This is a genomic window from Nonomuraea sp. ZG12 (assembly GCF_052068115.1).
In the GTDB taxonomy this organism is placed as follows: Bacteria; Actinomycetota; Actinomycetes; order Streptosporangiales; family Streptosporangiaceae; genus Nonomuraea.
The window spans coordinates 132,266-145,422 of record NZ_JBQHCW010000002.1; the positions used below are offsets into that span (position 1 = coordinate 132,266).

Here is a 13,157-nt window from a genome sequence, read left to right on the forward strand (position 1 = left end):
CCCGTCCGGCCGGACGGGGTTCGTGCTCAAGCCGCCTGGAAGGAACGCCGGGAGAGACCGACGCCGTAGCCGTCGAGCGTGGTCAGCACCGGCGCGGTCGGGTCGGTGGCCGCGCCGAGCGTCACGAACAGCGGGGTGAAGTGTTCCACGGTCGGGTGCGCGTAGGGCATCCCCGGGGCGGCGGTGCGGAAGCGGGCGAGCTCGGCGACGTCGCCGCGGGCCAGCGCGTCGGCGGCCCAGGCGTCGAAGTCGGCCGACCAGCCGGGCACCTTGTTCTCCTCGAACATCTCCCTGGTCAGGAACGGCAGGCCGTGCGTCATGTGACCGGACCCCACCACCAGCACGCCGGCCTCCCGCAGCGGCCGCAACCGCTCGCCGATGGCCAGCAGCCGGTCGGGGTCCTCGGTGGGCAGGCTCAGCTGCAGCACCGGAACGTCGGCCGCCGGGTACATGATCTTCAGGGGCACCCAGGCGCCGTGGTCGAGGCCGCGGCCGGCGTGCCGGTGCACATGCTCGGAGTCCGGCATGAGCCCCACCACCTGCCGCGCCAGCTCGCCGGCGTCCGGGGTGTCGTAGCGGAAGGTGTGGTAAAGCGGGTCGAAGCCACCGAAGTCGTACACCAGCTCGTCGGGCCGATCGGCGCTCACCGACAGCGGCGCGGACTCCCAGTGCGCGGAGACGACCAGGATCGCCTTCGGCTTGGGCAGGGCGCGCGCCCAGTCGTGCAGCGGGGTGAGCCATTCGGGGCTCTGGAAGGGCAGGGGGCCGCCGCCATGGGACAGGTAGAGGCTGGGCATCGGCCCGTCCTGTGGCGTCCACGACCGGTGCGGGTCGGCGACCTCGAGAGCGGCGGTCCGCCTCAGGTGCGCGGCGAAGGGGTGCGCGGCCGGGATGCGGGCGTCGGCGGCGGCGGTCGGAGAGGCGTCAGGCGAGGTCATGCTGGCTCCTTGGTGCCGGTGCTGCTTCGGTGTGCCATGACGGCGGCGCTGCTTCCGTAGGGGAGGATTGGTTGTCGCGACAAGTAACACTGTGCACAGCAAACTTGTCGCTACAACCATTCCCGAAGGACGTGACCGTGGATACTCCCTGGCTCGACCGGCCGCAGCTACGCGCCTGGATCCGCCTCCGCGCGGTGATCATGCTTCTCCCGGGCGTGCTCGATGCCCAGCTGCGCCACGACGCCGACCTGACGGAGTTCGAGTACTACGTGATGGCGACGCTCTCCGAGACGCCCGGCCGGACGCTGCGCATGACCGAGCTGTCCTGGCAGACCAACGCCACGCTGCCCCGGCTCTCCCACGTGGTGACGCGCCTGCAGGGACGGGGCCTGGTGCAGCGCCTCTCCTGCCCGGAGAACCGCCGCACGACCAATGTCCGGCTCACGGACGACGGCTGGGAGAAGGTACGGCGGACCGCACCGGGTCACGTGGCGACCGTCCACCACCACGTCATCGACGCTCTCACCGGCGAACAGGTCGAGCAGCTGGCCGCCATCAGCGACGCCATTCTGGCCAGGCTGGACCCGTCGGGAACGATGGCCGCCACCTACACCCGCTATGACGGAACTCCCGAGTCGCAGCCACCGGCCGATGGATGACCGCGGCGAACTCGCTCCTCAAGGACGGCGCCCCGGAAAACGCCGGTCCAGGAAGGCGCACCACGAGGCGACGACCGTTTCGCGCACGCCACGACCACCCCGGGGATGCCGTCGACACCGGTAGCCGAACCAGGAAGATCCCCGCACGGACCGCCAGGAACGGGGCGAGGCGCCGTCGCCCGGCCGCGGGCCGGCAGCTCGAAGAAGTCCTTGACCAGGTCGGCGGTGTTCACGTCCTGGTTGGTCCTGCCGAGAACGGCAGGCGCCTTGCGGGGGCCCGGAATGGTGTGCCCGCCGCCGCGCACCGTGTACAGCGTCACCGGAGGCCGTCCTGGCTGCCGGTAGTCGGTGCGTTCGATCGACGTCCCACCGGCTGAGCCCGCGCGCTGGGGCAGCGTTGTGCCGGCCGGCTCGCCGGTGATGCCGTTGCGGGCCGCGAAGTAGGCCGCGGTCTCCGGCATCGACAGGCTTCGGCCGCCGACCTTGAACAGCGTCCGTACCCACCAGCTCAGTTCGCCGCCCGCGTACCCGATGATCGGGTCCTTCGTGCCGTGAACCAGCAGCACCGGCATCGGCGCGGGCGGTGCGCCGGCCGCCAGGAAGTCTTCCGGCGCCGGCATGGTCGCCGCGATCACCGCCGCCCCCGCGATCAGCTCCGGCGCCTCGTGGGCCAGGCGCATCACCATCTGCCCGCCGTTGGAGTAGCCGACGGCGAACACCCGTCCCGGGTCGATCCGGTGGCCGGCCGCCAGCTTCTCGATCACCGCCCGGGTGAAGCCGACGTCGTCGACGTTCTCCGTACGGGCCGGGAACGAGCTCTCCCGGCGGGCGTCGTTCCAGTTTCCCCGGTAACCGTCCAGGTAGACGACCACCGCCGTGCCGCCGTCCGCCAGCCGGTCGAAGGTGTTCCCGGTGAACTTCCGGTGCTTCGCCCCGGTCTGTCGCGACCCGTGGTAGACGAGTATCAGATCCTGCGAAGGCATGCCGTCCGCCGGGCCCACCACGGTGTAGGTTCGCGACCTGCCGCCTACCTCGACGCTGTCCTGCATCACTGTTCCTGTCCTTCCGTTGCACGGGTGGCGCGGTTGCGATGGCCGGTGCGGCCAGTACGTCACGGTGTCCACCGTCCGCCGAACCTCACTGTCGCCCTGGCCGCCCCGCGCAGCCAGGGACCAGGAGTCCATGGCTGAGGCCCGGCACGGGACATACCGTGGGGCATGTGGACAGACGTGCATTGGCACATTTCCTGCGCAACAAGCGGGCGCAGATCAGCCCGGCGGACGTGGGCCTGCCCCAGGGGCACCGCCGGCGCACCCCGGGCCTGCGGCGCGAGGAGGTCGCCCAGCTCGCGTACATCTCCGTCGACCACTATTCGCGACTGGAGCAGGCGCGCGGCCGGCACCCGTCACGGCGTGTCCTCGGCGGCATCGCCCGCGCGCTGCGCCTCACCGACCAGGAGCGCGCCCGCCTGTTCCAGCTCGCCGGGGAGAGGGAGGAGAACGAGGCGGTCGGGCCGGTACGCGAGGTGCAACCGAGCACGCTGAACCTGATCGACCGGCTGACCGACGCCGCCGCGATCGTCCTCGACCCCACCTGCCGCGTTCTGGCCTGGAATCCGCTCGCCGCGGCCCTGCTGGAGGACTTCTCCGCCCTGGCCCCCGGTCAGGAGCGCAACCTCATCCGGCGTTACTTCCTGCACCCGGACCCGGACCGGCGGCACTATGGCATGGGCATCCACGATCGGTTCGCCGTCACGGCGGTCAGCTACCTGCACATGGCGGCCACCCGCTACCCCGACAGCCGGGAGCTGAAGAGCCTGGTGGCGGAGCTGGTGGCCGGCAGCGAGGACTTCGCCCGCCTGTGGAACTCCCACCAGTTCCGCATCGACCGTCACCTGCGGCAGACCGTGCGGCATCCACAGGTCGGCGCGATCGAGCTGGACTTCGACGTCCTCACCGTGCCCGACCAGGAGCAGCACGTGGTCATCTTCACCGCCGAGCCCGAATCCCCCGCCTACCGGACCTTGCAGTTGCTGAAGGTCATCGGCACCCAGCGCATGACCGTCGAGAGCTGACGGTCGAGCACCATCCGGCGTCGCACGGGGCAGGCAGAGCAGGTCCGCTCCTTCCCGTCCGTAGTGACGGACACGTCGAAGGACAGCTCACCGAGGTCGTGCCAGGTGGCTTCCCAGATGCCGGGCTCGTCGGGCAGGTAGTACTTGTCGCGGACACCCACGGCACCGTTGCCCGGAGTCCAGACGTTCTCCGACCGCGTACCGCAGTCGTCGCAGGGCTCGGGATTCACGCGGGGTGGCCCCTTGACGCCACGTTACCCGCAGTAGAGCATGACGCAACAACTATCAAACGCTTTGTCCGATAATTGGACAACTAGCGCTTGATTCCCAAGGAGAGAACGCCGTGAAACGAGCATCGGTCACATCCATCGGGGTCCTCGCTCTCGCCACAGGTCTCGTCCTCGCCGGCTGTGGTGCCGGCACGGGCACGTCCACGCGAAGCTCGGCGGCGCCTGAGAGCGACGCCGTCTTCACCTGGGCGGTGCCGGGCATGCCCACCTCCTTCGACCCCCGCAAGTCGGCGCCGCTGGACCCGATCTTCCTGGACGCGGTCTACGAGAGCCTGATCAACCGGACCCCGGCCGGTGAACTCGGCCCGGGCCTCGCCACCAAGTGGGAGTTCAGCGACGACAACAAGGTGCTCACCTTCACCCTGCGCGACGGGGTGACCTTCCACGACGGTGAGACGTACGACGCCGAGGCGGCCAAGACGTCCCTCGAGGCGTTCAAGAAGAGCGGCACCCTGGTCGGGCAGTTGGCGATCCTGGACAAGGTCGAGGTGACCGGGCCGCTGGAGCTGAAGCTGACCTTCAAGGAGCCCGCCGGTTACATGCTCAACGCGCTGGCCGGTGAGGCGGGCATCGCCGTCTCGCCGAAGGCGCTGGACGCCCCCGACCTCGTCACCAAGCCGGTCGGCACCGGACCGTTCACGGTCACCGGCCTGCAGCAGGGCAAGGTCAGCTTCACGAAGTTCGACGGCTACTGGAACGTCCAGGCGGTCGGCATCGGCGGCATGGAGATGCTCGTCTTCAACGACGAATCGACCCGGCTGCGTTCGGTGAAGTCGGGGCAGGTCGACGGCAGCAGCATCAGCGGCGAGCAGATCAAGGAGGCCGAGGCGGCCGGTCTCTCGATCGTCAGCGGACCGAACACGCGGTTCATGGGCCTCCTGCTGAACACCAAGGACAAGGCCCTGTCCAACCCCAAGGTCCGGGAAGCGCTGCTGTACGCGATCGACCGTGAGGCGATCAACACCAACCTGGAAGGGGGCACCTGCGTCCCCACGGTGCAGCCGTTCCCGCAGAGCCACTGGGCGGCCACGCCCGACCTGAAGGACACCAAGCCCTACTACGACGTGGCCAAGGCCAAGCAGCTCCTGGCCGAGGCCGGCTACCCCAACGGCTTCGACATGGAGATCGCGTCCGGCACCACCACCTCCTACCAGACCTTGGCGCAGGTGGTGCAGGCCCAGTTGAAGCAGGTCGGGATCAACGCGTCGGTCAAGGTCTACGAGTTCCAGCAGATGATCAACGCGCGCCGGACCGGCAAGTACACCTCCGTCGTCTCCGGGATTCAGGCCGGGCGCCCCGACCCGAGTCAGTTCATCGCCGACTTCTACCTGCCGGGCGGGTCGTACAACTCCGGCGGCTACGAGCTGCCCGGCGGTAAGGAGCTGCTGGCGAAGGTGCGGGCCAGCGCGGACGACACCGAGCGCGGGGCCGCGATGCGGGAGGCCTTCAACACGGTGATCAAGGACGGCCCGCCGGTGATCCCGATCTGCAACATGAACTACGTGGCCGCGTTCCGCAAGGGCGTGACCGGCTGGCAGGTGCCGGTGCTCGGCGACTACGACTTCACCAGCGTGCAGGTCGCCGGCTAGCGCCTCGTCGAAGGGGGCCGCCACAGCGATGTCGTGGCGGCCCCTCTTTCACCTCCGCAGGCATCCCGCCGACCGGCGAAGAGCACGTCCATCGGCATCAAGAACGCCGCGCAGGGCATCGCTGTCGAGACGCACGCCATCGCCGCCCTCGACTGAACCCCTCCCAGCGTAAGGAATGCCATGGCCACTGCTTCGCCCGTCTCGTTCGACGACATCCGCGAGGCCGCCGCCCGCCTCAACGGCATCGTCCACCGGACCCCCGTACTCACCTCCCGCACCCTGAACGCCCTCGTCGGCGCGGAGGTGTTCATCAAGTGCGAGAACTTCCAGCGCATCGGCGCCTTCAAGTTCCGCGGCGCCTACAACGCCGCCGCCCAGCTTTCCCCGAAGCAGCTGGCCAAGGGCATCGCCGCCTACTCCTCCGGCAACCACGCCCAGGCCACCGCCCTGGCCGCACGCGAGCTGGGCGCCGGCGCCGTCATCCTGATGCCCGAGGACGCGCCCCGCTCCAAGATGGAGGCCACCGCCGGATACGGTGCGGAGGTCGTCACCTACGACCGCTACACCCAGGACCGCACCGCACTCGGCCAGGCCCTCGCCGAAGATCGCGGCCTTGCCCTCATCCCGCCTTATGATCATCCCCACGTCATCGCCGGACAGGGCACCGCCGCCCTCGAACTCCTTGAGGAGACCGGGGACCTGGGCGCCCTCATCGTGCCCGTCGGAGGCGGCGGCCTGATCGCCGGCAGCGCCACCACCGCCAAGACGCTCCAGCCCGCGATCCGGGTCATCGGCGTCGAGCCGGAGAACGGCGACGACACCAAGCGCTCCCTGGAGCTCGGCGAACGCGTCACCATCCCCGTGCCCCGCACCATCGCCGACGGCCAGGCCCTGTCCACGCCCGGCGAGATCACCTTCGCCATCAACCAGCGCCTCGTCGATGCCATCATCCTCGTCAGCGACGAAGAGATCGTCCACGCCATGCGGTTCGCCTTCGATCGCCTGAAGATCGTCCTCGAACCCAGCGGCGCGACAGCCCTGGCCGCCGTCATGGCCGGCATCGACAACCCTCCGGCGCGCATCGGCATCATCGCGTCCGGCGGCAACATCGACACCCAGCGGTTCACCGAACTCACCGGCAGCCGGTGACCACCGACCGATCCTGGATCCGCAGCGCGGGCAGGGCCTGACTCGTCTTCCCCGCTGGGTCTCACGGCGGGAACGCTCCGCCGTGCTGAAGTGGTCGTCGCCGGAGAATCGGTGAACTCGGCCACCGGCGTGCGCGGCTACATCGCGATCGGGGCCGGCGGTTTCAGACGTACACCAGCGCGGTGTGCGCGTGCCCGCGGCTGCCACCGACCTCCACCTTGACCGAGCTCTTGGCCTTACGCACGCTACGGTCGCTTTCCTTGACCGATTTCACCGGCCAGGGCAGCGTGATCTTCACCTCGTCGGCGGCCCTGGACGGGTCGGAGACCGCGAGCCGTACTCGCCTGTCGTCGCGGCGGATCAGCAGCGTGCACGGGCCGTCGGCGGCGAGCGGCCCGTCCGCGGTCTCGACGGTTCCCGCGCGCCAGAAGACGGCGGCGAGCACGTTGTCGCGGGAGATGGCCTGCACCGCTCCGGAGTTGGCGAGAATCTCGACCCTCCCTCCGTAGGCCACGGTCTGCGCGATGGAGGCGCCGGGCAGTACGGCGTAGGCGTAGCGTTCCTTACGCGGATCGACGCCGTGGTCGATGAGGATCGTCGTGTAGAACCTGGTGACGGGGGTGTCGTCGCCTCCGGTGGTGGCGCCCTTGTCGATGTCCTGCCAGCGGCCGGTGCGCTTCTTGCGGATCACCTTCGCGTCGACGCCGTCGAGCAGCGCGTAGCCGCCCACACCCGACAGGTGGAGCCAGCCGTCGCCCCAGGCCATCGGCGGATGCCGGTCGTGGGTGTTGCGGTTCTCCACGATGGTCTCGATGCGGCGGCCGTCGGAGGCGCCGATGCCGGTGCCGAGGGCGATCACCGCGTCGTCGAGGAGGAACCACGCCTTCTTGGCCCGCAGCGAGGAGCCGTCGGCGATCAGCTTCATGGCGGCCACGCCGTACTCGCCGTCGAGTGCGACGCCGCCCGCCCACGGGGTGGGCGGCAGGCGACGCTTGCCGTGCCGGAGATCGGCGCGTCTGCGGGTGTCGACGGTCGTGCCCGGCAACCGGTACGGGTCGATCGTGGGCCACAGGTCGTCGTTCCAGTGGGTGTGGTCGCCGTTGTAGAGGTAGGTCATGCCGTCGCCTGTGTACCAGCCGTGCAGGTTCTCCCGGTTCATGGCCTCGGCCGCGCCGATGCGCTCCGAGCTCATCGCGATCGCGTACGCCCAGGTGGGACGGCGGTGCACGACCCGGTCCATGTCGGCGAAGACGTACGTGCCCGTCATGGGCGGGCCGACCGGCACCGACGGGTCCTCCAGCAGGGCCTTGGCCCGTGCGATGCTCGCCAGTGGCGCGAGCGTGTCGTAGGGGATGGCCTGGTTGCGCGTGAGCCAGCCCTTCACCAGCGGCCGCCAGCGCTGGGCATAGCGCTCGGGCGCCGCTTCCAGCAACGTGAGGATGGCCTCGACCGCCTTCTGCCCCGAGTGGTAATCACGGTGTCCCTGCACCGAGATCTGCCGGCCGCGTACGCAGTCCATCATGAGCCCGTCGACGATGAACGGCGTGAACGAGCGATCCACGATGTCGTAGATGTTCCCGATTCCGGTGATCTCCCACGGTGACCGCGTGAGCATGGCGATCAGCTTGGCCACACTCTCCAGGTAGTCCACGCCGTAGCTGCCGGTGTAGGGGTAAACGTCGTGCTGGATGAACGAGCCGTCACGGTAGAAGCCGTCGCCTGGGCCCCTGGTCGGCCGCAGCAGGTCGGAAACCGCGTCCCTGGCCCGCTTGACCAGGCGTGCGTCGTGGGTGAGCAATCCGCGCATCGCCACCGCCATGGCCTTGCCCGCCCGGTTGGCGCCGGTCTCGACGACGCCGGGGTGGCTGACGCGGCGCTCCGGGTCGGGGCACCAACGGCGCAACGGGCGCAGCCAGCGCTGGAGGTGGTCCTTGGGCAGGCCGTCGTACAGCAGGGCGCAGGTGTCCGTCAGCGCGCGAGGGACGCCGATCTCCCACCAGTACCAGTTGCTGCCGCGCCGATCGAGCCCTTCGTGGTAGGCGTGCTCGTGCAGGAAGTCCAGTGCCCTGACCGCGGTCTCGGCGACCTGCCTGTCCCGGTGCATGGCGGTGCCCGGTGTGGCCCAGCCCAACGCCAGTGTGCGCATGCGGTTGTAGGCACGGTTGAAATTGCCCGTCCGGGGGTCCTCCAGCGGCAGGTCCGGCCACAGGCTCGGGCGGCCGGGGGTGGGCTTCATCTTGCGCAGCACCGCGTTGGCCGAGCCCTCGACCGCCTGCGTCTTGGCGGTATAGGCGGAGTTGTCCGACCCACCGGCCAGGAGGCTCACCCACCGCTCACGCGCGGCGTCGAACGCGGCGGTACCGACCGCCTCGGCCGGTGTGTCCCGTAGCGCCAGGCCGGCTACGGCTGCGGCGCCCAGCAGGGCGGACCGCCGACTGAGGGGATGGGTCATGGAGGCCTTTCCGACAATCAGGCAGATATCAGATAAACGATCATATGTCGAACAAGCAGGTGGACTCTTTCGGCTCAATGGCATTCTCGGCATCCGGCTGTGCGCACTTCCCTGGTTTGCGCGCCGAAGCGGCGAACTTCTGGCCGGGAGGGCGCGTCCAAGCTGAGGACGGTTCACTAAGGAGGTCGCCATGAAGAAAGTTCTCGTTGCGGTCGTCGCGGCTGGGGCGCTCGTGCTCACCGGGACGCCTGCGCTCGCCGCACCGACGCTGGGTCCGCACGGCTATGGCAAGGTCCGGCTCGGGATGAGCGCGAAGCAGGCCGCAGCGACCGGCGCGGTCGTGCGCAAGAGTCGCGCCGGTGACGGCGCGTGCTCCGGCTGGGACCTCAAGGCCCACCCCACCGGCCGTGACAGCGTGGGGCTGTACATCTCCAAGAAGCTCGGAGTGGCCGCGATTTTCGCCGCGAAGGGGGTCAAGACTGCCAAGGGCATCGGCCTCGGCTCCACGATGCGGCAGGCCAAGAAGGCCTACCCGGCGATGCGGACGTCGGAGAGCGGAATGTCGTCCGTCGTGGTGCCCGGCAACCCCAAGGCCCGTTACCTCTTCGGCGCCTCGGCGAAGGGCAAGATCGTGGAGCTGGCCCTGATCCGCGTGAACCAGGACTGCATGGGCTGATCAGCACAGCCGGCCTCGCGCCGGTGCGATTCTCGCGCATCGAGATTCGCACCGGCGCTGTACAGTCCGTCGCGGAGGCGTCGATGAGAACACGTTTACTGGCCGTCGTGGCCTGCTTGGTCGTACAGGGCTGCGCCGCCGGGCCCACGTCGGCGGTCAGCTCCGAGCCGCCGCCCGCGCCCGAGCTCGCCTCCGCCTCCGAGCTCGCTTCCGTCTCCGAGCCTGCCGCCGAGCTCGCGTCCGCGCCGACGCCGGCCGACGAGAAGGTCCCGCTGTCGGCGCGGTGGAAGCTCGTCCCCGGCCTGCCCGACGACCACAACTGGGAGCGAGGCCTGTACGACGTGAGCGCCGCCTCCCCGGAACGCGCCTGGGCCGCCGGCTACCAGGGCTGGGAGGACGGCGTGGAGATGACCCTGCGCCACTGGGACGGCGCCCGCTGGCGGCGATTGCCGGCGGGCCATAGCGGCAGCCTCGCGGCGGTCGACGCCGACGGGCCGGCCAACGCCTGGGCGGTGGGCGGCGGCGCCTACGACAAGCCCGTCGCCCTGCAGTGGGACGGCCGTTCCTGGCGACGCCATCGGTCGCCGTTGAATGCGCGGGACGTCGCGGTGGACGGCGGTCGCGTCGTCCTCATCTCGTCCTCGCAGGCGGTGCAGGGGAACGGCGCCCGCTTCGTCCGGAAGCTCGTCGTCAGCCGGCCGGCCGCCGAGCTGCGCGCGGTGAGCGCGGGCGGGGGGCACACCTGGATCGCCGGAGAGCGCAGGGGGCAGCCGATGGTCTGGCACGGCTCGGCCCGTGGGTTCGAGGAGGCCGAGATGCCCGTGGTGCCGGGTGGCGGCACACTGGGCGCCGTCTGGCAGAACAGCCCGTCCGACGTGTGGGCGGTGGGACATGCCGGGGAGAGCCCCCTCGTCCTGCGGTGGAACGGCGTCTCCTGGAAGCGGGTCGAGCTGCCGCCGGACTGGCGAGGCGGGCTGACCAGCGTGACGGCCTTCGGCCCCCGCGACGTGTGGATCGCGAGCCTGCGCATCGGAACCACTCCGCGCTCTGTCGTGCTGCTGCACTGGGACGGCCGGACGTGGACGCGCGAGCGCTCGCCGTCGCCCGGCGAGGTGACCCGGGCGGTGGTCGAGCGCATCCCGGGCACCTCCCAGCTGTGGCTGGCGACCTCGATCGTGGACGGCGACTCCGAGTCGATCGTCACTTACCGCCGCGGCTGAGATCAGGCGGCCGTCGTTCAGGCTCGGTCGAATCGCGGCGGTGAGGCCGTGACGCGCACGGGTTCGGGCAGATGGAGGGCGGCCTGCTCGCGGGCATAGAGGCGGATCAGGTCGTGCATCCGATAGCGGCCAGGCCCGGCGGGTTCGAGGAGGCGGGCGTCCAGGAGGTGATGGAGTGCGGTCTCGGCGCGGTGTTCCGGCCAGTCGGTGAGGGCGGACGTGGCAGGCACCGTGTGAGTGGCGGTCTCCATCGAGCCGAGCAGGAGGAACGTGTGGGCGGCGTCGCGGCCCACGGGCCGCCCCGGAAGGTGCTGAAGGCTGACCGCGATGCTGTCGCGGATCGCCAGGTCGGCATGTTCGAGCGCGTCAAGGCGGCTGCTGGGGTCGGCGAGCTGATCGGCCAGCTGGGTCAGCGTCCGATCGGGCTGGGCGGCCAGGCGCGCCGCCGCGATGCGCAGCGCGAGAGGAAGGCCGCCGCACTGCCGGGCGATCCGCTGCGCCGCGTCCGGTTCGGCACGGACCCGGCCGGCATCCACGATGCGGGCGAACAGCGCGGCGGCGTCGGCGGGGTCGAGCCCGGTCAGGCGCAGATGGCTCGTGCTGTCGAGCGAGGCCAGGATCTGGCGGCTGGTGACGATGACCGCGCACGAGGGCCCGGCGGGGATGAGCGGCCGGACCTGGCTCGCGTCGAGCGCGTCGTCGAGGATGACGAGCAGTTTGCGCGTCGAGGTAAGGGATCGGTAGCGGGCGGCGGCCTCGTCCAGGGTGGCCGGCAGGGCGGCGCGGTCAAGCCCGAGCGAGCGCAGCAACCGGCTCAGGGCCTCGTACGGCGACAACGGCTGAAGTCCGGCGGTGGCGGCGCGCAGGTCGACATGGAGCACGCCGTCGGCGAAGCGATCGGCGATGGTGTGCGCGGCGTGAACGGCCAGCGCGGACTTGCCGACCCCGCCGGGACCGTTGATCGCGGCGACGGCCGGCGAGCCGGGCACGATGTCGGTGAGCGTCCGGTGCAGCCAGGCGGTTTCCGTGGCACGGGCGGTGAAGAACCGGGTGTCGGCGGGGAGTTCGACCGGAACGGCAGGCTCGACGACCGTGGTCCGCTGCGCGGGAGAGGTGAGGTCGAGCGCGGGATCGCGCCGGAGCACCGCCTGCCGCAGCCGGCGCAACGCCGCTCCCGGTTCGATGCCCAGCTCATCGACCATGACGCGGCGCGTCTCCTGGTACACCGCGAGGGCTTCGGACGTCCGGGCGGCCCGATACAGCGCCAGCATCAGCTGGGCGCGGGATCTCTCCCGCAGCGGGTGGGCCTCGACATGGGCGGTGAGCACCGGCACCGCCGCGTGGTGATCGCCGGCTGCCAGGCGCAGGTCGATGTGGTCCTCCAGCGTGGCCAGGCGCTCCTCTTCCAGCCGGGCGGACTCGACCCGGGCCCATGAGGCGGTCATGCCGGCCAGCGCGTCACCTCGCCACAGCGCCAAGGCCCGTCGGAACAGCGCGTCGGCCCTGGTGATCTCGCCGTGAGCCCGTGCGGCACGTGCCTGGCGGCCCAGGAGCGAGAACAGGTGGGCGTCGACGCGCTCGCATGCGAGGTTCAGCCGGTAGCCGCCGGAGACGGTCGCGATGACGTCGTCGTCCTGGTACGGCGAGAGCAGGCCGCGCAGCTTCGACACCACGATGTGCAGTTGCTTGCCCGCTGTCGTCGCCGTGCCCTGGCCCCACACCTGGGCGAGGAGTTCGTCCGCGGAGACCGGCTGCCCGGCGCTCAGCGCCAGCCTGGTCAGGACCCCGACCCGCCGCTCACCGGTCAGTCGCACCGGCTCATCGTCCGCCGTGATCTCCCATGGCCCCAAGATCTTGATCCCCAGTCCCATCAGGCCCTCCTTGTCATCGTGGACAGCCGACGCGAGCGGACGGAGAGGCCTGCTCGTGGGAGCGGACGGCCAGAGCGCGGACGACTCGCCTGGAACGGCGTCATCGCCAGGCGGCGCGGTCGTCATCGACACCGCCGCCCGTCGCAGGGATCCCCCGGGCTCGCCACGACTGATCACCACTCTAGGAAGGCGGAGGGCGCGCCGGTGTCCGGTGAACGTCCTACAACGAGGGCACCGTA

12 protein-coding genes are annotated in these 13,157 nt (G+C 70.5%); 7 read left to right on the top strand and 5 right to left on the bottom strand.

Going from position 1 to position 13,157, the window contains the following annotated elements; all coding sequences use genetic code 11:
• Nucleotides 1-26: 26 nt before the first annotated feature.
• On the bottom strand, nucleotides 27-938 hold the full coding sequence (locus ACTMTF_RS07775) for a dioxygenase family protein (RefSeq protein WP_441109947.1): 912 nt from the start codon (nucleotides 936-938) through the stop codon (nucleotides 27-29).
• Between the two features lie 137 nt (nucleotides 939-1,075).
• Between ACTMTF_RS07775 and ACTMTF_RS07780 the strand changes: the two genes are divergently transcribed.
• On the top strand, nucleotides 1,076-1,597 hold the full coding sequence (locus tag ACTMTF_RS07780) for a MarR family winged helix-turn-helix transcriptional regulator (RefSeq protein WP_441109948.1): 522 nt from the start codon (nucleotides 1,076-1,078) through the stop codon (nucleotides 1,595-1,597).
• Here the strand turns inward: ACTMTF_RS07780 and ACTMTF_RS07785 are convergent.
• Nucleotides 1,555-2,646 carry an alpha/beta hydrolase family esterase gene (locus ACTMTF_RS07785; RefSeq protein WP_441109949.1) on the bottom strand — a complete coding sequence of 364 codons (1,092 nt, stop codon included), beginning with the start codon at nucleotides 2,644-2,646 and terminating at the stop codon, nucleotides 1,555-1,557. The genes ACTMTF_RS07780 and ACTMTF_RS07785 overlap by 43 nt on opposite strands.
• Before the next feature lie 170 nt (nucleotides 2,647-2,816).
• On the opposite strand from ACTMTF_RS07785, the gene ACTMTF_RS07790 reads away from it, so the two are divergent.
• A complete protein-coding gene (locus ACTMTF_RS07790) occupies nucleotides 2,817-3,671 on the top strand; it encodes a helix-turn-helix transcriptional regulator (protein WP_441109950.1) in 855 nt (284 codons plus the stop codon).
• On the opposite strand, the gene ACTMTF_RS07795 is transcribed toward ACTMTF_RS07790, so the two are convergent.
• Nucleotides 3,611-3,901: a hypothetical protein gene (locus ACTMTF_RS07795; protein ID WP_441109951.1), complete on the bottom strand. Its 291-nt coding sequence runs from the start codon at nucleotides 3,899-3,901 to the stop codon at nucleotides 3,611-3,613. The genes ACTMTF_RS07790 and ACTMTF_RS07795 overlap by 61 nt on opposite strands.
• A 113-nt stretch (nucleotides 3,902-4,014) precedes the next feature.
• Between ACTMTF_RS07795 and ACTMTF_RS07800 the strand changes: the two genes are divergently transcribed.
• Genes ACTMTF_RS07800 through ACTMTF_RS07810 form a run of 3 tightly spaced genes read left to right on the top strand, consistent with a single transcriptional unit; the run spans nucleotide 4,015 to nucleotide 6,699 of the window.
• A complete protein-coding gene (locus ACTMTF_RS07800) occupies nucleotides 4,015-5,550 on the top strand; it encodes an ABC transporter substrate-binding protein (RefSeq protein WP_441109952.1) in 1,536 nt (511 codons plus the stop codon).
• 33 nt (nucleotides 5,551-5,583) lie between these two features.
• Nucleotides 5,584-5,706 (top strand): hypothetical protein, encoded by a 123-nt coding sequence (locus tag ACTMTF_RS07805; protein WP_441109953.1) that lies wholly within the window; start codon nucleotides 5,584-5,586, stop codon nucleotides 5,704-5,706.
• 24 nt (nucleotides 5,707-5,730) lie between these two features.
• Nucleotides 5,731-6,699 (top strand): threo-3-hydroxy-L-aspartate ammonia-lyase, encoded by a 969-nt coding sequence (locus ACTMTF_RS07810; RefSeq protein WP_441109954.1) that lies wholly within the window; start codon nucleotides 5,731-5,733, stop codon nucleotides 6,697-6,699.
• Nucleotides 6,700-6,862: 163 nt separating this feature from the next.
• Here ACTMTF_RS07810 and ACTMTF_RS07815 read toward each other — a convergent pair whose 3' ends face one another.
• Nucleotides 6,863-9,151 (bottom strand): polysaccharide lyase 8 family protein, encoded by a 2,289-nt coding sequence (locus ACTMTF_RS07815; RefSeq protein ID WP_441109955.1) that lies wholly within the window; start codon nucleotides 9,149-9,151, stop codon nucleotides 6,863-6,865.
• Nucleotides 9,152-9,341: 190 nt separating this feature from the next.
• Here ACTMTF_RS07815 and ACTMTF_RS07820 point away from each other — a divergent pair, with 190 nt between their 5' ends.
• Together ACTMTF_RS07820 and ACTMTF_RS07825 are read left to right on the top strand one after the other, a co-directional pair.
• Nucleotides 9,342-9,827, top strand: coding sequence for a hypothetical protein (locus tag ACTMTF_RS07820; protein WP_441109956.1), 486 nt, complete (start codon nucleotides 9,342-9,344; stop codon nucleotides 9,825-9,827).
• Nucleotides 9,828-9,910: 83 nt separating this feature from the next.
• The gene (locus tag ACTMTF_RS07825; RefSeq protein WP_441109957.1) at nucleotides 9,911-11,047 is read left to right on the top strand and encodes a hypothetical protein; all 1,137 of its coding nucleotides are present in this window, start codon (nucleotides 9,911-9,913) and stop codon (nucleotides 11,045-11,047) included.
• Between the two features lie 17 nt (nucleotides 11,048-11,064).
• Here ACTMTF_RS07825 and ACTMTF_RS07830 read toward each other — a convergent pair whose 3' ends face one another.
• Nucleotides 11,065-12,918, bottom strand: a complete 1,854-nt coding sequence (locus ACTMTF_RS07830; RefSeq protein WP_441109958.1) for a BTAD domain-containing putative transcriptional regulator — start codon at nucleotides 12,916-12,918, stop codon at nucleotides 11,065-11,067.
• Between the last annotated feature and the right edge of the window lie 239 nt (nucleotides 12,919-13,157).

Bases quoted from the DNA above. Each gene is read 5' to 3' on its own strand.
- ACTMTF_RS07775 (WP_441109947.1), bottom strand. From the start codon at position 938: ATGACCTCGCCTGACGCCTCTCCGACCGCCGCCGCCGACGCCCGCATC.
- ACTMTF_RS07785 (WP_441109949.1), bottom strand. From the start codon at position 2,646: ATGCAGGACAGCGTCGAGGTAGGCGGCAGGTCGCGAACCTACACCGTG.
- ACTMTF_RS07810 (WP_441109954.1), top strand. From the start codon at position 5,731: ATGGCCACTGCTTCGCCCGTCTCGTTCGACGACATCCGCGAGGCCGCC.
- ACTMTF_RS07815 (WP_441109955.1), bottom strand. From the start codon at position 9,151: ATGACCCATCCCCTCAGTCGGCGGTCCGCCCTGCTGGGCGCCGCAGCC.
- ACTMTF_RS07820 (WP_441109956.1), top strand. From the start codon at position 9,342: ATGAAGAAAGTTCTCGTTGCGGTCGTCGCGGCTGGGGCGCTCGTGCTC.
- ACTMTF_RS07825 (WP_441109957.1), top strand. From the start codon at position 9,911: ATGAGAACACGTTTACTGGCCGTCGTGGCCTGCTTGGTCGTACAGGGC.
- ACTMTF_RS07830 (WP_441109958.1), bottom strand. From the start codon at position 12,918: ATGGGACTGGGGATCAAGATCTTGGGGCCATGGGAGATCACGGCGGAC.